The sequence below is a fragment of the Streptomyces oryzae genome, assembly GCF_017676365.1.
Taxonomy (GTDB): domain Bacteria; phylum Actinomycetota; class Actinomycetes; order Streptomycetales; family Streptomycetaceae; genus Streptomyces; species Streptomyces oryzae.
The window spans coordinates 14,919-32,643 of the sequence record NZ_JADKMA010000001.1 but is presented as its reverse complement, the minus strand read 5'-3'; the positions used below and the strand labels follow the sequence as shown (position 1 = coordinate 32,643).

General features: G+C 70.5%; 16 protein-coding genes and 1 pseudogene. 10 read left to right on the top strand and 7 right to left on the bottom strand.

Annotated features, from left to right (window positions below; genetic code table 11):
- Nucleotides 1-40 precede the first annotated feature (40 nt).
- Nucleotides 41-1,168, top strand: a complete 1,128-nt coding sequence (locus ITI46_RS00160; protein WP_209237021.1) for an ABC transporter substrate-binding protein — start codon at nt 41-43, stop codon at nt 1,166-1,168.
- A 124-nt stretch (nt 1,169-1,292) separates the two neighbouring features.
- The gene (locus tag ITI46_RS00155; RefSeq protein WP_209237020.1) at nt 1,293-1,940 is read left to right on the top strand and encodes a DUF7691 family protein; all 648 of its coding nucleotides are present in this window, start codon (nt 1,293-1,295) and stop codon (nt 1,938-1,940) included.
- 30 nt (nt 1,941-1,970) lie between these two features.
- On the opposite strand, the gene ITI46_RS00150 is transcribed toward ITI46_RS00155, so the two are convergent.
- From ITI46_RS00150 to ITI46_RS00130, 5 genes are all read right to left on the bottom strand, one after another.
- Nucleotides 1,971-4,775 (bottom strand): SpoIIE family protein phosphatase, encoded by a 2,805-nt coding sequence (locus tag ITI46_RS00150; RefSeq protein ID WP_209237019.1) that lies wholly within the window; start codon nt 4,773-4,775, stop codon nt 1,971-1,973.
- 197 nt (nt 4,776-4,972) lie between these two features.
- Complete coding sequence (locus ITI46_RS00145; protein WP_209237018.1) at nt 4,973-5,428, bottom strand: VOC family protein; 456 nt, start codon at nt 5,426-5,428, stop codon at nt 4,973-4,975.
- Between the two features lie 52 nt (nt 5,429-5,480).
- Nucleotides 5,481-6,599: a serine hydrolase domain-containing protein gene (locus ITI46_RS00140; RefSeq protein ID WP_247745243.1), complete on the bottom strand. Its 1,119-nt coding sequence runs from the start codon at nt 6,597-6,599 to the stop codon at nt 5,481-5,483.
- 267 nt (nt 6,600-6,866) lie between these two features.
- A complete protein-coding gene (locus ITI46_RS00135; RefSeq protein WP_209237088.1) occupies nt 6,867-7,763 on the bottom strand; it encodes an alpha/beta hydrolase in 897 nt (298 codons plus the stop codon).
- A 261-nt stretch (nt 7,764-8,024) separates the two neighbouring features.
- Nucleotides 8,025-9,212, bottom strand: a complete 1,188-nt coding sequence (locus ITI46_RS00130; protein ID WP_209237016.1) for an NAD(P)/FAD-dependent oxidoreductase — start codon at nt 9,210-9,212, stop codon at nt 8,025-8,027.
- Between the two features lie 308 nt (nt 9,213-9,520).
- Between ITI46_RS00130 and ITI46_RS00125 the strand changes: the two genes are divergently transcribed.
- From ITI46_RS00125 to ITI46_RS00110, 4 genes and pseudogenes are all read left to right on the top strand, one after another.
- Nucleotides 9,521-11,224 (top strand): SpoIIE family protein phosphatase, encoded by a 1,704-nt coding sequence (locus ITI46_RS00125; RefSeq protein ID WP_209237015.1) that lies wholly within the window; start codon nt 9,521-9,523, stop codon nt 11,222-11,224.
- A 104-nt stretch (nt 11,225-11,328) separates the two neighbouring features.
- On the top strand, nt 11,329-11,553 hold the full coding sequence (locus ITI46_RS00120; RefSeq protein WP_209237014.1) for a hypothetical protein: 225 nt from the start codon (nt 11,329-11,331) through the stop codon (nt 11,551-11,553).
- A 168-nt stretch (nt 11,554-11,721) separates the two neighbouring features.
- On the top strand, nt 11,722-12,498 hold the full coding sequence (locus ITI46_RS00115; protein WP_307807994.1) for a sulfite exporter TauE/SafE family protein: 777 nt from the start codon (nt 11,722-11,724) through the stop codon (nt 12,496-12,498).
- A gap of 177 nt (nt 12,499-12,675) precedes the next feature.
- A pseudogene (locus ITI46_RS00110) lies at nt 12,676-13,422 on the top strand (hypothetical protein); the annotation flags it as partial.
- 128 nt (nt 13,423-13,550) lie between these two features.
- On the opposite strand, the gene ITI46_RS00105 reads toward ITI46_RS00110, so the two are convergent.
- The gene (locus ITI46_RS00105) at nt 13,551-14,837 is read right to left on the bottom strand and encodes an MFS transporter (RefSeq protein WP_247745241.1); all 1,287 of its coding nucleotides are present in this window, start codon (nt 14,835-14,837) and stop codon (nt 13,551-13,553) included.
- 67 nt (nt 14,838-14,904) lie between these two features.
- Nucleotides 14,905-15,450, bottom strand: coding sequence for a CGNR zinc finger domain-containing protein (locus ITI46_RS35660; protein ID WP_209237012.1), 546 nt, complete (start codon nt 15,448-15,450; stop codon nt 14,905-14,907).
- 93 nt (nt 15,451-15,543) lie between these two features.
- Here ITI46_RS35660 and ITI46_RS00095 point away from each other — a divergent pair, with 93 nt between their 5' ends.
- From ITI46_RS00095 to ITI46_RS00080, 4 genes are read left to right on the top strand one after another with little or no spacing between them, the layout of a single operon-like run.
- Nucleotides 15,544-16,260 carry a haloacid dehalogenase type II gene (locus ITI46_RS00095; protein WP_209237011.1) on the top strand — a complete coding sequence of 239 codons (717 nt, stop codon included), beginning with the start codon at nt 15,544-15,546 and terminating at the stop codon, nt 16,258-16,260.
- Between the two features lie 26 nt (nt 16,261-16,286).
- On the top strand, nt 16,287-16,466 hold the full coding sequence (locus ITI46_RS00090) for a ribbon-helix-helix domain-containing protein (RefSeq protein WP_209237010.1): 180 nt from the start codon (nt 16,287-16,289) through the stop codon (nt 16,464-16,466).
- 1 nt (nt 16,467) lies between these two features.
- Complete coding sequence (locus ITI46_RS00085) at nt 16,468-16,812, top strand: VOC family protein (RefSeq protein WP_209237009.1); 345 nt, start codon at nt 16,468-16,470, stop codon at nt 16,810-16,812.
- A 23-nt stretch (nt 16,813-16,835) separates the two neighbouring features.
- A complete protein-coding gene (locus tag ITI46_RS00080; protein WP_209237008.1) occupies nt 16,836-17,693 on the top strand; it encodes a class I SAM-dependent methyltransferase in 858 nt (285 codons plus the stop codon).
- Nucleotides 17,694-17,725 lie beyond the last annotated feature (32 nt).

Here is a 17,725-nt window from a genome sequence, read left to right as displayed (position 1 = left end):
AGGCAGCCTGCCACCGAAGGTCGCATGGGAGCGCCAACGCATGAATACGCCGCCGTCGCCGTCATCAGCGTCGACGCCCGGGACGGGGCGGACTGACGGAGCCTCCGTTCGGATCGGTGCTCTCGCTCCGCTGTCCCGGCCCGGCTGGACCGAGGCGGGCCGGCACCTGCTCGCTGGGCTCGAACTGGCCGTTGCCGAAGTCAATGACGCCGGCGGGATCGCCGGATGCCCCCTCGAACTGGTGGTACGGGACACCGCGGCCGATCCGCGGAGAGCAGCGGCGGCCGTGGAGGAACTGGCCCACCTGGGTGTGGCCGCCGTGGCCGGGGAGTATCACAGTGTGGTCGCTCGGGCCGCTGCCGCCCGGGCCGACGCGCTCGGCCTGCCGTTCCTCTGCTCGTCAGCCGTTCTCGACGCGCTGACCGAGCAGCCGACGGACTGGGTCGCGCGCCTTTGTCCGGCGCAGTCCCACGGCTGGCGGATCTACGCGGACTTCCTCCTGAGTGAGGGGCACAGCCGCATCGCCGTTGCAACCCAGTCGAGTGTCTACTGGGCCTCGGGGACCCGGATCCTGCGGGACCACCTCGCCGCTCACGGTGGCAGCGTCGTCGAACTGGACATGGGTGCGCTCGCTCCCGGGGACGTGTGCGGCGAACTCGTCGGCAGTGCCGCCACAGCTCTCCTGCTTCTGGTCGGCCACCCGGACCCCGCAGTGCCGATCGTCCGGTCCGTCCGCGGCGATCACCGACTCGCCGAGGTCATGATCGGTGCCCCGGCCGGGCAGCCGGAGTTCGCCGAATGGGCGGCTTTGCTGGGCGGCGACGGCGCCGGGATCCCGTTCCTGCGCTACCTGCCCGAGCGCCTCGGTCCACTCGGTGCACGAGTCGGGGCGGCCCTCCATGAGCGGCTCGGCGAAGCGCCCTCCTTCGTCGCGTTCGAGGGCTACGACACGGTCGCGGTCCTCGCCGAAGTGCTGCGTTCGCACGGCTCGGACCGGGCGCGCATCGCGGAATCCTGGTCGCACGTCGCGGTCGAAGGCACTCGCGGGAAGATCCGGTTCTCCCGTACGCCAGGCATCAGCGTTCGGCAGTGGGCCTGGGCGCCGGTCCAAGTCGTCGACCGGGATCCGGCCGAACCCGATCGCTTCCGGATTCGTCGCAGCGGCTGAGCCCCGAGGTCGCACCGCCCCCGGTCCGCCCCTCGAACTCCCCTCAGGGCGTGCCGATTCCGGAGCCGCGAGAGGCTCCGCCCCGCACGGTGTTCTGTCAGTACCCGCTGCCATGATGTGGCCCATGAGCCACATCATCACGATGAGCACCGCTGAGCAGAGCCGCGTCGTCTCCTACCTCCAGGGCGAACTCGACGAGACCCAGCAGAGCGTGCTCACCGAGCACATACGCCCGGCCGCCCAGAGGGACCAGCTCAGCCTGGAACGCCAGGGCATCGATCTGGGCCTGACCATCCCCGAGGCGCTCGACCATCTCCTGGCGGGGTATGCCGACGCGGAAGGCGACCACGTGGGCCAGGCGTACTACAAGGCGCTCCAGCACATCATCGACTGGAGCGGGTCCGACCCGATGGATTTCGGCGTGTACTCCAAGCCCTCCACGTTCTTCGGGAGCATGGGCGAGGAGCTGCAGCGCCTCGGCGTCCCCGCCGGTCTGCTGCCGCTCGACTTCCTGTTCGCCGGGCCGCCCGACGAGATCCCGTTCCACATTCCGACGCCCATGGACGGGTATCCGGCCATCGGCCGGCTGCCGCTGGCCCAGGCCAAGCCGCTGGCCGACGCCTACGCCGAAGTGCTGGACCGCATGGACAGCGCCTTCAGCCAAGAGGCGAAGCGGCTCATCGAGATGATGCAGAACGAGCACGACGAATGGCAGACCTCGCTCAAGTACGGATACACCATGGACACGCTGTTCTTCGCCCTCCAGGGCTGACCGGCTCCTGGCCGGGCCGGGCGCGGGGGCTCACCAGCCCCCGTCGCCGAACTGCTCCAGCAGCGCGTCGGCCGGCAGATCCTCGGCGGGGCGGGCGGACGCGCCGCCGTGGAGGTGCTGTTCGGTCCAGATGACCTTGCCGCCCGGCGTGTAGCGGGTGCCCCAGTGCTGGGCGAACTGGGCGACGAGGAAGAGGCCGCGGCCGCCCTCGTCCGTGGTGGACGCGCGGCGCAGATGCGGTGAGGTCCCACTGCCGTCGGCGACCTCGCAGATGAGGCTGTCGTCGTCGTGCAGGAGCCGGACCTGGATCGGCGGCCTGCCGTAGCGGATGGCGTTGGTGATCAGCTCGCTGAGGATCAGTTCGGTGGTGTGGCCGAGCTCCTCCATGCCCCACTCGCGCAGCCGCGCGGCGCATTCGGCGCGTACCGGTGCGACGGCCGCGGGGTCCGGCTCCACTTGCCACTCGGCGACCTGCGTCGGATCGAGCCGCCGGATGCGGGCGACCAGCAGCGCGACGTCGTCGGACGGGTGTGCGGGCATGACGGAGTCCGCGACCGTGCGGGCGGTCTCTTCCGGAGTGCTGCCCGCCGTCCGCTCCAGCACCGTGCGGAGGATTTCCAGGCCGGTGTCGATGTCGCGGTCCCGGCTCTCGATCAGGCCGTCGGTGTACAGGACGAGGCGGGCGCCCTCGGGGAGGTGCAGCTCCGTGGTCTCGAAGGGGTGACCGCCCAGGCCAAGCGGCGGGGACGCGGGTACGTCCGCATAGCCGACGGTGCCGTCCGGGTACACGACGGCGGGGCAGTGGTGCCCGGCGCGTGCCAGGGTGCAGGAGCCGGTGACCGGGTCGTAGATGGCGTACAGGCAGGTCGCCCCGGCCACTTCCTCGTACTGCCGCCCGCCCGCGAGGCCGGTGCGGCTGTCTTCGTCGTCGATGCGGACGACGAGCTCGTCCAGGCGGGCGAGCACCTCGTCGGGCTGCAGGTCGAGGGCGGAGAAGTTGTGTACGGCGGTGCGCAGGCGGCCCATCGTCGCGGCCGCGTGCAGTCCGTGCCCGACCACGTCGCCGACGACGAGGGCGACGCGGGTGCCGGAGAGGGGGATGACGTCGAACCAGTCGCCGCCCACGCCCGCCTCGGCCGGCACATAGCGCCAGGCCGCCTCCAGCGCGGCGTGCTCGGGCAGCCCGCGGGGCAGCAGGCTGCGCTGCAGGGTCACGGCCATCGCGTGCTCGCGGGTGTAGCGGCGCGCGTTGTCGATGGCGACGGCGGCCCGCGCAGCCAGCTCCTCGGAGAAGGACACGTCGTCCTCGTCGAAGGCCGGCGAGTCGCCGCTGCGCCAGAAGTGCGCGATGCCCAGGACCACTCCCCTGGCCCGCAGCGGGACGGTGATCAGCGAATGCACGCCGTACTCCAGGGTCCGCCGTGCGCGGTCCGGGTCGTGGCGCAGCCACTCCTCCGCGCTGTGCAGATCAGGTTCCAGCACCGCCTGCTCGGCGTCGAGAGCCCGCTCCTGCGGCGAACCGGTCCGGAAGGTGATCGCTTCCCCGACCTCGTACAGCGGCAGCCCCGCAGGTGTGTCGCTGACCGCCATGCGGCGCAGCCGGCGCTGGGTCTGCGGAGCGGGCTCCTGGCCGCGTACGACCTCGTCCAGCAGGTCGACGGCTGCCAGGTCGGCGAATCCGGGCACCGCCACCTCGGCCAGCTCAGCGGCCGTATGTGCCACGTCCAGCGTCGTGCCGATCCGCACACCCGACTCGTACAGCAGTTTGAGCCGTTCCCGTGCCACCTGCGCGCGGCCCGAGACGGCCGACAGCTCGGTGGTGTCGCGGAGCGTCACCACGCTGCCCGGCTCCCCGCCGTGCGGGGCCGTGGGGCGGATGTTCACCGCCAGCAGCCGGTCGCCGGACAGCCGTACCTCGTCGGTGACGGCGTCCCCCGAGGCCAGCAGCTGCGTCATCCGCTCGTCCAGGCCCAGCTCGCTCACGTAGCGGGGCTCGGTGCCGGCGGCGGGCAGATCCAGCAGGCGCCGGGCCTCGTCGTTGGCCAGTACGAGACGCCCCTCGGGGCCGAGGATGAGCACGCCTTCCCGCACCGCGTGCAGGACCGCGTCGTGGTGCTCGTACATCCGCGTCATCTCCGCCGGCCCGAGTCCGTGCGTCTGGCGCAGCAGCCGTCTGGAGACCAGGGCCGTTCCGGCGGTGGCGGCCAGGAGCGCTGCGGCACCGGCGCCGAGAATGATCGGAAGCTGCTGGTTGATCATGCCGGTGACGTTGCGGACGGCGAGGCCCGCCGACGCTATGCCGACGATCCTGCCGCTCGAGTCCCGCACGGGCACCACTGCCTGGACGACCTCGGTGTCGCCGCCGGTGCGAGGCCCTGTGACGGTCTCCACGGTGGTACGGCCGTGCAGCGAGGGCTCAATCGTCCCGACGAACTTCTTGCCGATCAGTGACGGGTTGGGCTGGGTGAACCTGATGCCCTTCCGGTCCATCAGCACGATGAAGTCGACGCCCGCGTCCTTGCGGGCCGCCTCGGTGCGTGGCTGGAGCACCTTCGGCGGATTCGGGCCCTGTATCGCCTCGGCCACGCCCGGGGAATGCGCGAATGCCTGGGCCACCGCGACCGACTTCTCCCGGGCCCGGCCCTGGCCGTCCCGCTGCGCCTGCACCAGCTGTGCGGTCACAGCGGCCGCGACCAGCAGCAGCACCAGCCCGACCTGCAGCACGAACACCTGACCGGCCGCCGTACGCAGGCGCAGCCGCCGACGCCCCTTCTCTCCGGAGCTGGCGGACGGGTGCTCCGTCCGGTTCCGGGGACGGCGGAAAGGCAGCTTCATGAGTCATTCCTAACACCTTGCTCCCCTCCGGACCCAAGCTATGCGCTAGTCGGTACTCCAGTTGCGGTTCGCTGTTCCTGCTGGTCAGATGCTTGTTCCTGGGCGTAGCGAGACGATTCCGGGGCGTAGCCGGAGCAGGCGCGGGTGGGGTCACCACGGCACACGCCGCGGATCGGCCAGCGCCCTCACAACGGCCCTCAGACGACGTCGAATTCGTTGCCCTCGGGGTCCTGCATGGCCGTGGCGTAGAGCCCCGTGTCCGGCTCGTCCTTGATCCGCAGCACGGTGGCACCAGCTTTGACCAGCCGTTCCACCGTAGCCTCGACCCGCTGGGTGCGGACATCCAGCGGGACGTCACGGCCCCCACCGACCTTCAGGTCGAAGTGCCACCGGTTCTTGGCGGCCTTCGGCTCAGGAACCTGCTGGAACCACACCCTCGGTCCACGTCCCGTGGGGTCGATGATCGACTCCGGAACATCCCCGGCGCCGGCCGGCAACTCCGCCTCGGGCACCCCCACCGCCGCCCAGTAGGAACGCCATGTGGCGTGCCCGCCCGGCGGAGGCTCAGGCACATAGCCCAGGGCCTCGGCCCAGAAGGTCACCATTCTCTGCGGATCGGCGCAGTCGATCGTCAGCTGCACTGTCATCTCCATGCCCGGAGCATCCCAGGCCGCTCTGACAGCCGAGCCACTTCCGCAACAGGCCCTACGGGACGAGTTCCCGCAGCCGCACGGCGGACCGGGCCTTGGGGCTGCCGTTGCCGCACAGCGCCTGCCCGTACAGCTTCGACAGCGCGTCGTCGATGGGGTGGGGCTGCGGCTTCCCGGCGGAGTCCAGCCGGTTCCACCTGATGAGGTTGATCGCGACGGACATCTGACGCTTTCCGTCGGCCCGGGTCAGGGACGTCGTTCCGGCCCCCCAGACTGTGCCGTCATGGCCCCAGAAGGTGCCGCAGCCCGGGACACTGACCTTGTGCAGACCCAGGCCGTACTCGATCGTCGTCCCGTCCAGGGCGCGGACCGGGACCGTGCGCTGCATCTGCGCCAGCGACGACCGGTTGACGAGCTCGCCGTCCAGCAGCTTGCCGTAGAAGCGGTTGAGATCTTCCATGGTCGACACCAGACCGGCCCCCGTCCCCACCCAGGACATGTTGTAGACGCTGTAGTCGCGCGGCGGGTCGATGAAGCCGTGCAGCGCCTCGTACATCCGCGAGTGCGGTCCCCTGATACGCGGTTCGGACGGGAACTCGGTGTGCCGGAGCCCAGCGCGCTCGATGACGTGCCGGGTGATGTACTGCTCGGCCGGGGTGCCGGTCACCTTCTCCAAGAGTTGGCCGAGGAGCAGGTAATTGGTGTTGGAGTACACGCCTTTGGCGCCGCCTGGCTCACCGGCGGGAGGCGCCGCGAGCCCCAGCTCGATCAGCTCGGCCGGGTGGAACTGCCTGAACCGGTTGTCGTCCAGGCTCTCGGGCCCCGGCGGGGACTTCCTCAGCGACGGGAAAGCGTAGGGAATGAAGTCGCTGAGCCCGCTGGTGTGGTTGAGCAGCATCCGGACCGTGATCTTCTCGCCGCGCTCCCCCGGTACGAGCTGCGGCAGATAGTCGCCGATCGGCGCGTCGAGCCGGATCCGCCCCCGCTCGACCTGCTGCATGACCGCGACGGCGGTGAAGGTCTTGGTGACGCTGCCGACGCGCTGCCGCATGCCGGGCTTCACGGGCCGGCCGGTGCTGAGATCGGCGACCCCGGAGGCGCCGCGCCATGTCCGGCCGGCATCGCGTACCTCGGCGTACACCCCCGGCATCCCCGCGCGGTGGACACCGTCCATGGCGGACTGCAGCTCGGCGGGGTCAAGGCCCCCTGACGCGGCCTTGCCACGGCTCCCGGGCGCGGGCCAGGTCTCGTCGGGTACGGGAGCTGCCGTCGCCGGACCCGCGCCCACACTCAGCGCGGCGACACTCGCACACAAGACAATTCGGGCCTTCATGGCGTCCGTCCTTTCGTGATTGGTGAGATCGGTGAGATCGATGAAGTCGGTGAGCTCGGTGGGTTGGTGAGCTTGGTGGGCTCGGTGAGCGCGCCGGGACGGACGGGCTCAGTCGGCCAGCGCACGGCGTAGAGCGGCGCCCAGTTCGGCGTTCTGCCGCTGCGAGACCTCGGCGGAGAGAATCGCCTGTGACCCGTGGAAGGTGCCGGGCCACTGGTGCAGCTCGACCGAGACGCCTGCCTGGAGCAGCCGGAGGGCGTAGGCGAGGTCCTCGTCGCGGTTCGGGCAGAGTTCCGCGGTGGCGATATAGGCCGGCGGCAGGCCGGACAGGTCTGCCGCCCGCGCGGGGGCCGCGTACGGTGTGGCGGGCTGGGAGCCCAGGTAGTGCCGCCACGCCGTGGCGGCCTTGCCGCGGTTGAACCAGGGCGTGTCGGTGAAGTTCCGCGCCGACCAGGTCTCCTGCCGGTCGTCCAGTCCGGGCTGGTTGAGAAGCTGGAAGCGGATCGGTGGGCCCTGGTGGTCACGCGCCCGCAGGGCCACCGCGGCCGCGATCCCCGCACCGGCGCTGTGGCCTCCGACCGCGATCCGTTCCGGGTCGATACCGAGCTCGGCCGCGTGTTCGGCCGTCCAGCGGAGAACGGCGTATGCGTCGTCGAGGGCGGCCGGGAAGCGGTGTTCCGGGGCCAGCCGGTAGCCCACCGAGATCACCACCGCGCCCGAACCGTCCGCGATACGGGCGGCCCACGGGTGCTCGGTGTCCAGGTTCCCCATCACGAACCCGCCACCGTGCAGCCAGACGAGAGCGCCCCGCGCCTGGCGTGGACGGTAGATCCGCACCGGCACGTCCGGGTCTGCGGGCACGGTGCGGTCCTCGACAGCCATGTCCGCGGTCTCCGGCGCCGGTACCGCGGCGGCCAGCTCGGCGAAGCTGTCGCGCGCGGCAACCGGGTCGGTCAGGTCGGCGCGGGGGAACAGCGGGACGAATGCTTCGAGTTCGGGGTCCATGCCGGCCATCTTTGCGGCCGCCGCTTCCGGTCTCATCCGCCGGTCGTCGGGTATCCCGCCCGGCTTCCCCACCGCTCGTCGCCTCCGCTCTCCGCCCTCTGACCTTTGGCCTTCCCGTACGGCGTGTGGCGTGCGGCCTGCGGGCAACGAGTCCGTTGGCGAGACGGGCGGGGCGGCGGGAGTCGCGGAGGCGGGGAAGCCGGGGCAGTCGTGGAGCGACGGCGGCGGCCGGCCGTCAGATACCCGACGTGAGGCTGCCGTTCAGCGGCCGGCCAGGGCCTCGCCGCGCCTGGCCAGCACCAGCTCCCGGCGCTTGGCGTCCTTGACCAGCCAGGTGTGCGAACCGGGTTTGCGCGCCTCGTCCGCCAGTTGCTTGATGGGGCTCGCGCACGCGGCTTCCTTGAGCTTGGCGCCGAGGCGGCCGCTCAGGTGGAGCCTCATCGCGGTGTCGTTCCTGTGGGCGAACTGGAAGACTCCGGCACGACGCCCCAGGCTGACGCACATGGCGGCGATGCCCTTGGTGAAGTCCGCGGGTTGTTCACCTGCGATCCGGCTGAGGACTGTGTCGGCGGCATGCGAGCCCAGAGGGAGCGCGGCCTGGCAGCTCATCCGCAGCGGCAGGCCCGAAGGGGCCGCCGCGTCCCCGGTCGCGACAATGCGTTCGTCGTCCACGCTGGTCAGCGTCTCGTCGGTGAGCAGGCGGCCGAGGGCGTCGGTGCTCAGCCCGCTGCGGACGGCCAGGTCCGGCACGCCGAAACCGGCTGTCCAGATCGTCACCGCACTCGGGAGCTCGCGGCCGTCACTGAGCTGCACGGCGCCGCCTGTCACGGCGGTCACCCGCGCACCGGGGCCGTCGAGCACGGTCACCCCGAGCTCGGACAGCGCCTTGGCCACCGAGCGCCGGCCCGACGGGTGCAGATACGGGCCCAGCTGCTCGCCGCAGGCCAGGGTCACGGTGCGGCCCAGCTCAGCGAGCTCGGCAGCCGTCTCGATGCCGAGCGGACCGCCGCCGACAACCGTCATCGGGGCCGTCGCGGGTGCGCCGTCGATGACGGAACGCAGCCGCTGCGCCTCCTCCAGACTGGCGGTCGGATGGGCGAACTCGGCCGCCCCCGGCACGGTCGGGTCGGCGCTGCCACTGCCGACCGCGTAGACGAGGTAGTCGTATGCGAGGCGGTCGCCCGTCTCCAGACTCACGCTGCGCTCGGCTGCGTCGATCAGCGTCACGGTGTCGACCACTAGCCGGATGCTGTCGGCCAGAACCTCCCGGTAGCCGACCACCGCGTCGTGGGAGCCGCCCACCAGCTGGTGCAGCCGGACCCGCTCGACGAAGTCGGGGCGCGGGTTGATCAGGGTGACGGTCACGTCGGTGCGCTGCGTGAGACGGTTGGCCGCCAGGGCGCCGGCGTATCCGCCGCCGATCACGACCACATCGGTGTTCCCGGTCATGGTGTCTCCTCCGTTTCAGGGGTTCGGGCACGAGACACCGCGGGGCCGGTCGTTGTGACGGGTGTGTGAGACAGATGTGTGTGAGTCAGGTCACTGGCGAGGTGGAGATCTTGTTCCGGCGTTCCGGCCGTTCACGCACGGTGTGCCGCACCGCGGGCGGCTCCGGATGCGCTCCGGGGCCGGTGGGAGGAAGCTGGCGGCGTGAGGGTGTCGGTCGGCCGGCGCGGCGGTATGGACGGTCGTCTTCTCGCCGGAGGCGGACAGGCGTGCGAAGGTGATCGGAGGAGACCGGAATCGAGGAGTCGGCCATGGAGGTCACCGGGAAGGAGCGTGGCGCCGGTCAGCGCGATATGCGGATGTTGCCCGAGGTGCAGGGCGCAGGCGTGCTGGTGCTGGATCACCAGGCGCGGATCGTCCATGTGAATCGTCAGGCCGAGGTGCTGCTCGCCCGGCCGGCGGCGGATCTGCTGGACCAGGACGCCCACGACAGCCTGCACCGCAACCGCCATGGGCAGACGACGCCGCGAAGCAGGTGCCCCATGAGCCGGGCCTTCCTCAGCGGTCAGGCGGCTCAGGGGCAACATGAGTGGTACGAGCGCGGAGACGGCACCCTGTTGCCGACCTGTTGGACGATCACTCCGTGCCGGATCTCCGAGGACGCCGCGGGCGCGATGGTGATCTTCTTCGAGCAGGAACCCGGTACGGCCCCCGAGGAGAGCGAGGGCCGGCCCGAGGCGCCGTTGTCGGAGCTGGACCGGCTGGCCCTGCTGGCCGAGACCACCACCACCCTCACGTCCACGCTCGACGCCCAGGAAGCGGTGCGCCGGCTCACGCGTCTGGTGGTACCTCGTCTGGCGGACTGGGCTGTCGTCGATCTGATCACTGACGGCGACGAGGTGTGGCGTACCTCTGTCGTCCATTACGAGGACGGCGGCCTGGTCGACCGTGAGGACCTGCAAGGGCCGATGCCGCCCATTCCGCAGGAGTCCGTGATGCCGCTGTCGCGTGCGCTGCGCGGCGCCGCTTCGACGCTGGCGGGGCCCGAGAACTATCAGGGCCCGCCGGATGCGGGCATCGCGGTCGCGCAGCGGAAGCTGTTCGAGGAGACGGGGATGCACTCGGCGGCCATCGCCCCGATCCGCGGGGTCCGCGAGGTTCTGGGCGCCCTGACCCTCGGTCAGGGCGAACGTCCGGAAGAGTTCTCCGACTTGTCCCTGCTGGAGGACATCGCGCGCCGGGCAGGGCTGGCACTGGAGAACGCGCGTTTGTACCAGCGGCAGCAGCGGGTCACCGAGACCATGCAGCGGCACCTGCTGCCGCAACTGCCGCTGGAGCCGGGGCTGGAGATGGCAGCACGGTATGCGGCCGCGCCGGAGGGGTCCGAGGTGGGAGGCGACTGGTACGACGCCTTCCGCCTTCAGGACGGCGCGCTGGCCGTGGCCGTCGGTGACGTCGTGGGCCATGACGCGGACGCCGCAGCTGCCATGGCCCAGGTCCGCAATATGCTGCGCGCCTACGCCTGGTCCTACCAGGAACCGCCCGGCGCCATCGTCGGCAGGCTCGACCAGGCCGTGCAGCACATGACCGAAGCGTCACTGGCCACGCTGGTCTTCGCCCGTGTCGAAAGCGGCGGGGAGGGCGAAGCGGGAGTCCAGCTGCGGTGGACCAACGCCGGGCACCCGCCGCCGCTCCTGGTCACCTACGACGGGCAGGCCGGCTTCCTGGACAGCACCATGGACACCATGATCGGCGCGGAACTCACCGCCCCGCGCCAGGACGCCACGGCAGCGCTGCCGCCCCTGTCCACCTTGATCTTCTACACCGACGGCCTGATCGAGTCGCGCGGCCGGTCCCTGAGCGAAGGACTCGACCGGCTCCGCCAGCACGCTGCCGCCCTGGCTCACCGTCCACTCGACGCCTTCTGCGACCTGCTGCTCAGCCGCGTCCGGCCCCCCGACAACGACGACGATGTCGCCTTGCTCGCCCTGCGCCGACCCGACCGGGACGGCTGACACCACTGACCCGGCCGTCGACCGACTCGGCCGCCGACGGCTGCCGCGCCGAGACGGAGCCGACGGGCAAGCGGCGGTCCGCGGGTCGTCATTACGATCAGCGGATGCAGAACATCACATGCACTCACTGCGGAGCGGGCGGCCTGGAGCAGGGCTTCGTGGAGGACTCCGGCCAGAACGCGCGCGGCTACTCGCGCTGGATCGCGGGTCCCCTGGAGCGGGGGATATTCGGCGGTGCCAAACGCATGGGCCGGCCGGCCCGGCAGATCGACGCCTACCGTTGCCTTGAGTGCGGCCACTTGGAGCTTTTCGCGAGCTACGAGCTCTGAGACACGCACTCCTGCGCGCAGCGGATTGCGGGTGGACGCCTCCGGACCTACCTGGCGGAAAGGCGCCGGTGATCGTCTGGAATGCTGGAGCGGCCCTGGCGCGACGCCCGCCCGCTGAGGGGGGGGGCACGCCGCGCCGCCGCACTACCAGCGAGGACCGCGCCATCCGTGTATGACATATCGTTCACCGCCGTGGCGATGCTGTGCGTCGCCGCAGCGCTGGCCGGCTGGATCGACGCGGTCGTCGGCGGAGGCGGTCTGCTCCAGCTGCCGGCGCTGCTGATCGGCCTCCCCCACCTGCCCCCGGCCTACGCACTGGGCACCAACAAGGCGGTGAGCGTCGTGGGCACCGCGGCTGCCGCGGCAACGTACGTGCGCAAGGCGCCGGTTGACGTACGGCTGGCCTGCCGACTGGGCGGGGTGGCGGCGCTCTCCTCGGTCGGCGGCGCGTTCTTCGCCGCGGGGGTGAACAGCGCCGTACTGCGCCCGCTGATCATGGTGCTGCTGCTCGGCGTCGCCGCTTTCATGGTGCTGCGCCCGCAGTTCGGACAGGCCCCTGGCGGGCAGGCCACCCGGCGGCGCCTACTGACCACCTTCGGGGTCGCGGGCGTCGGCATCGGCTTCTACGACGGGCTCCTCGGCCCCGGCACGGGCGCGTTCCTGGTGATCGCCCTGGTGGCCATCCTCAACATGGACATGGTCACCGCCTCAGCCACCACCAAAGTCATCAACGTCTGCACCAACATCGGCGCGCTGGCCATGTTCGCCTGGCAGAACACGGTGCTGTGGAAGCTCGCCCCGCTGATGGCGCTCTTCAACATGTCAGGCGGCCTCATCGGCGCTCACATGGCCCTCAAACGGGGCAGCGCTTTCGTACGCGCCGTCCTGCTGGTCACCGTCACCGGGCTGGTCACCAAACTCGCGTACGACCAATGGTGGAGCTAGCACGCAGGTCCGGGTATCCGGCTGCGCCTGCGTACCGTCACCTCGCCCCGACCGTGGCCGTCACTCTTTCAGCTCCGTATCAGCAGCAGCGCAGCCCCGGAAATGCGCTGATCCGGGATAAATTCTCCAGCGGCGGCACACCGCACAGAAGCGCATGAGTCCCTTGGAGTTGCAGCGATGACGGGTTCCCGGTCAACAGCAGCTTGTGATCAGGTCCCGCTTCTTCTGCTCTCCGAGGACGACCTTGTTGCGAGCGGTTTGTGGAACAGAACAGCTGAAATCACCGACCTGGTCGGACGTATACTGTGTTCGCCGCAAGAAGGCTGGTACAGCAAGGCAGCCGTGGCGCCTACGAATGAAGAAGCCGCGGAATTTCTCCGGATCCCCGACGAGACGCGGAGCCTGTACGAGGGCGTCACCTTCGACTACAAGCTCAACGTGCTGACCGCTCTGAGCCGCAACGGCGCGGGCTTCAAGGCGATCGGCGCCAATACCCTCAATCATCAGCAAGGCTTGCCGCGCGCATGCGCTCTTTACGTGCTCTACGACCGGCTGACTGCCCGTCCGCGCACCATTATTCGCTCCACGCTTCTCTCCGCACTGCGCACCGCGGCTTGTGCCTGCGTCGTACGAGATCTGTGCGAGGCGCGGGTCGTGGGAGTGCTGGGAAGCGGGCACATCGCCTCCACCTTGGTGCGGCTGTGGGCGATGCAGGACCGCTCCGAGCTCCAGGAAGTGCGGATCTATTCGCCGCATCTGGACGCGGAGAAACTGCGGGCCGCCGTCGGGCCGACCCCCTACCCCCTGCTCGATGCGCATTCGGCGCGGGAAGCGGTGACCGGCGCCGACATGCTCGTAACCGCGACCACCGCAACGCGCCCGGTGTTCAGCAGCTCCTGGGTCGCGCCAGATGCCGTGCAGGTGAATTTCGGTGGTTATGAGGCTCCCCTCGACTTCGTGGACCGGTGTTTCCACAGCGGGTCCGTGATCGTGGACACCCTCGAGGGAACGCTGCACCGCGGAGGCCAGTCCCTGTCGCTCTGGTGGGCCGGTCAGGACACTCCGCCGGCCACCGACCGTATCCAAGACTTCGCCGCCGCCGACCGGAGCCGGCTCGACCGTCCCTGGCATGTGAACTGTGTGGGGCGCCCCGATCTCGATGTCGCGTTGGCGCAGTGGTCCGAGTCTCTCGCGAGAGAGGCAGGCCGCGGCAGGACAGTCGCCCTGTGACCCCGCGGCGGCAGCAGCTGCCGGCCGAGCAGTACGGCGCAGGCAGCGGCGGTCAGCAGCCCGCCGACCAGGAAGGTGCCCCGTACTCCGGCGAGCGGAAGGACCAGTGCGCCGAGGGCGGCCCCCGCCGCGATACCGGCGTTGTACGCACCGGAGTTGGCCGCGAGCGCGAGGTCTGTGCGTCCCGGTGCGCAGTGCAGCATCTCGTTCTGGGTGATCATGAACACCGGCCCCAGTGCACCACCCACCAGCGCAAGGAAGACCACGGCCGCCACCGGATCGGTGCCCGCCGCGTACATGCCGAGCATGCCCACCGCTTGGGTGGCCACGGCAGTGGGCAGCGCGGAGCGCGGAAAGCGGTCCAGCAGCGCCCCGGTGATGCTCACACCGGCCAGACACGCGGCGCCGAAGGCCACCAGCAGGGCACTGACGGTGCCAGGGGAGAATCCGCTCACATCCCCCAGGAACTTCACGATGTAGGTGTATCCCGCGAACGCCCCGGTGGCGGACAGGACTCCGGCCGCCAGCACGGTGGCGAACCGGCGGGCATCGGGACTGCTTCCGTACGCCGCACGCTCCTGTTCCGGGCGCGAGGTCGGCAGCAACACGGCGATCGTCACCAGGGGAACGAGCCCCAGGCCCGCCAGGGCGGCCATCGGCACCGGCCAGTCGCTCTGCTGCCCCAGCCAGGTCCCGGCGGGTACACCGAGCACGAGGGCGAGTGAACCGGCGACGGACAGCGCCCCGATCACCCGCCCGCGGATCTCGGGTGCGAACAGGCCCACCGCGACCGGCCCCATGACGGCCCAGAACAGTGCCTGAGCCAGCGCGGTCAGCAGCCGCGCCGCCAGGAGCAGCCAGTAAGCGGTGGACAGCGCCGCAACCAGGCTCGAGACGACCAGCGCGGCCAGCAGCCCGGCGAGCACATGGCGCCGGGGCACGTTCCGCACCAGATGGGCGAGCGGCAGCGACGACACGGCGACCGTCACGCCGTAACCGGTGACCAGGAGGCCGACCGCGGGGACCGACACGTCCAGACTCTGGGAGATGAGCTCCAGGAGGCCGACCGGCAGATTCTCCGCCGTGTTGAAAGTGAAGGCGGACAGCATCAGGGCCCCGAGCACGGCCGATCTGTGCCACGGGGGCGGTTGCGTCGGGGCCATACGGTGCCGGGCCCTAGTTCCGGGACGACGCTTGTTTGCGCGCCCGGTAGGCGGCGGCCTTGACGCGGTTGCCGCACTCTTCCATACCGCACCAGGTGCGCCGGGCACCGCGCGAGCGGTCGAGATAGATACGGGTGCAGCCGGCGCCACCGCACTCCTTGAGACAGGCGTGCGGGTCGGCCAGTACGGCGATACCGCTTCTGGCTATGTACGAGAGCACTGCGCGCAGGTCTCCCGACATGTGCAGCCCTGCGTCGCTGAGCGCGACCGCGGGGACCGGCCCCGCGGCTGCCTCGTTGACGACCTTGAGACAGGACGGGGCGAAGGGACGGCCGAGGACGCGGTCGAGAGCAAGCCGGTAGAGCGCTTCTCGCAGTGACAGCGCGGCCCGGAAGGTCGCCGAGTCGGCGGTCACGCGGTCGGGGAGCTCGTCACATTCGGCCACCCACCGCTCCAGATCCGCCGGCGAGGCCAGGGAATCGACGGGGTCGCCTCGACGGGATGTCACGGTGCCGGCCAGATCGAGGGCCGGGTTGCCGCTCACGAACGCGAAAATCACGTCACCATCTTGACCGGTGACGGCGCCAACGGCAACATCGTCACCTGTTGAACCGGTGACGCACGCCGGAACCCAAGGAACGGGGGGAACGCCATGGTCGACAGCCGCGATATCGACGTCGTCGTCTTCGACATCCTCGGAACGCTGGTCGACGAACCCGGCGGGCTTCGAGCGGCACTTCGCGAGGCGATACCCGCGCTGGACGAGGGGTCTGCCGAGGAGCTGCTCGCCTTGTGGCAGCAGTACGTCGAGCGCGAGCAGCAGCGCATCGCGGAAGGGCACCGCGCCTACGTCAGCACCGAGATCATCGACGGTGAGGCCGCTCGACGGGTGGCCGGCCATGCCGGACTCACCGACCCGGAGGCCGTGGCCCGGCTGGCCACCGCGGGCCGGCGCCTGCCCCCTTGGGACGACTCCGTCGCCGGTCTCGATGGGCTCGCGCAGCAGTTCCCCGTGCTCGGCCTCTCGAACGCGAGCCGCACCGCTCTGCTGCAGCTCAACGCGCATGCGGGGCTGCGCTGGCATCAAGCGCTGTCCGCCGAAGCCGTCCAGGCCTACAAACCGGCGCCGGGGGTCTACCAGTTCGCCATCGACACCGCCGGATGCCCGCCCGAACGCGTCCTCATGGTGGCCGCCCACGCCTGGGACCTGCGCGGGGCCCAGGCACAGGGCATGCGTACCGCCTACGTCCAGCGACCGGTGGGTGACCCGCCGGCCCACTCCGATGTCTTCGACGGGCGGTTCAACGGACTGGAGGAGCTGGCCACCGCGCTGACGGCGAAGCCGCGTGAGGCGGCCCTGTCTCATTAGCTTGCTAGGATGCTAGCATCGACTCCGTGGGCGATGAGGAAGTCAAACAGTTCAACGTGTATCTGCCGGTTGGGCTGATCAAGCAGATCAAGTACCGCGCCATCGAGTCGGGCATGTCGTTGTCGGCGCTGACCGCTGAGGCGTTGCGCGCCTACCTCGACCACGGAGACGGACAACAGCAGCAGTCGAGCCGCAAGGAGAGCTGACATGGCAACCGAAGGAATCGAGGCCGTGTTCCTGGAGACGCACAACTGGGGCAGGGCGGCGAAGTTCTTCCAGACGCTGGGCTACGAGCTGGAGTTCTCGACCGACCACAACTCCGGTCAGCTGCGCAACGGCGACGGCCCCTACATCTTCATCGCCGAGATCCCGGAGGACCGGAAGCCGCAGTCGCGGATCGTGCTGAAGGTGCCGGACGCGGACGCGTTCCAGCCCGACCCCGCCGTCGAAGTGGTCACGCCGTTCGAGGACACCCACTACGGGACCAGGGAGATGACCGTCCGCGACCCCGACGGACGCCTCTGGACCCTGCAGGCCCCGGCCAAGAACTGACCAGGAGCGAAGGGAGCGCCACCATGACCGAGACACAGACCGGGGCGCCCGACAGCACCGCAGTACGAACCGCACTCTGGCGGGCGATGCACGTCCAGGTCGACCAGCCCCCGTACGTGCTCGAGGACGAGATCGGCCTGCAACTGGCGGCCCCCGGCGAGGACTGGCGCCACCGCCCCGACATGGACCCGCACACCACCAGCGGCTTCCGGGGAGCCGTGGTGGCCCGCTCCCGTTTCATCGAGGACCTGGTCGCCGAGCAGGCCGGCCGCGGCGTCACCCAGTACGTCATCCTGGGAGCCGGTCTGGACACCTTCGCCCAGCGCAGCCCGGAGACCGCGGCCCGCCTGCACGTCTTCGAGGTCGACCAGCCCGGCCCCCAGTCCTGGAAGCGCCGTCGCCTGACCGAACTCGGCTACGGAATTCCCGACCGGCTGCATCTGGTCCCCGTCGACTTCGAAGCCGACACCTCCTGGACCGAGCAGCTGGCCGCCGCCGGATTCGAGACGGACCGGCCCGCGGTCATCGTCTCCACGGGCGTCACCATGTACCTCACCACGGACGCCACGACCGCCACCCTGCGCCAGATCGCCGGACTCGCCCCCGGCTCGACGCTCGCCATGACCTTCCTGCTGCCGGCCGAACTCCTCGACCCCGCCGACCGCCCCGGCCTGGCCGCGAGCACGGCAGGCGCACGAGCGTCCGGCACGCCGTTCCGCAGCTTCTACACCCCGTCCGAGATGCTGGCACTGGCCCGCGAAGCCGGATTCCGGGAAGTCCGGCACGTGCCGGGAGCCTCGCTCGGCGAGCGCTACTTCGCCGACCGCGCCGACGGCCTCCGCCCGACGAGCGGAGAAGACGTGCTACTTGCCACCGTCTGACCCCACACCCCGGGCAGCTCAGCTGCCCGGGG

Coding starts and splice junctions, on each gene's coding strand:
- ITI46_RS00150 (WP_209237019.1), bottom strand. CDS start 4,775: ATGAAGCTGCCTTTCCGCCGTCCCCGGAACCGGACGGAGCACCCGTCC.
- ITI46_RS00095 (WP_209237011.1), top strand. CDS start 15,544: ATGGTCGACAGCCGCGATATCGACGTCGTCGTCTTCGACATCCTCGGA.
- ITI46_RS00080 (WP_209237008.1), top strand. CDS start 16,836: ATGACCGAGACACAGACCGGGGCGCCCGACAGCACCGCAGTACGAACC.
- ITI46_RS00135 (WP_209237088.1), bottom strand. CDS start 7,763: ATGGACCCCGAACTCGAAGCATTCGTCCCGCTGTTCCCCCGCGCCGAC.
- ITI46_RS00160 (WP_209237021.1), top strand. CDS start 41: ATGAATACGCCGCCGTCGCCGTCATCAGCGTCGACGCCCGGGACGGGG.
- ITI46_RS00130 (WP_209237016.1), bottom strand. CDS start 9,212: ATGACCGGGAACACCGATGTGGTCGTGATCGGCGGCGGATACGCCGGC.
- ITI46_RS00155 (WP_209237020.1), top strand. CDS start 1,293: ATGAGCCACATCATCACGATGAGCACCGCTGAGCAGAGCCGCGTCGTC.
- ITI46_RS00125 (WP_209237015.1), top strand. CDS start 9,521: ATGGAGGTCACCGGGAAGGAGCGTGGCGCCGGTCAGCGCGATATGCGG.
- ITI46_RS00140 (WP_247745243.1), bottom strand. CDS start 6,599: ATGGACGGTGTCCACCGCGCGGGGATGCCGGGGGTGTACGCCGAGGTA.
- ITI46_RS00105 (WP_247745241.1), bottom strand. CDS start 14,837: ATGCTGTCCGCCTTCACTTTCAACACGGCGGAGAATCTGCCGGTCGGC.
- ITI46_RS00145 (WP_209237018.1), bottom strand. CDS start 5,428: ATGGAGATGACAGTGCAGCTGACGATCGACTGCGCCGATCCGCAGAGA.
- ITI46_RS00120 (WP_209237014.1), top strand. CDS start 11,329: ATGCAGAACATCACATGCACTCACTGCGGAGCGGGCGGCCTGGAGCAG.
- ITI46_RS00085 (WP_209237009.1), top strand. CDS start 16,468: ATGGCAACCGAAGGAATCGAGGCCGTGTTCCTGGAGACGCACAACTGG.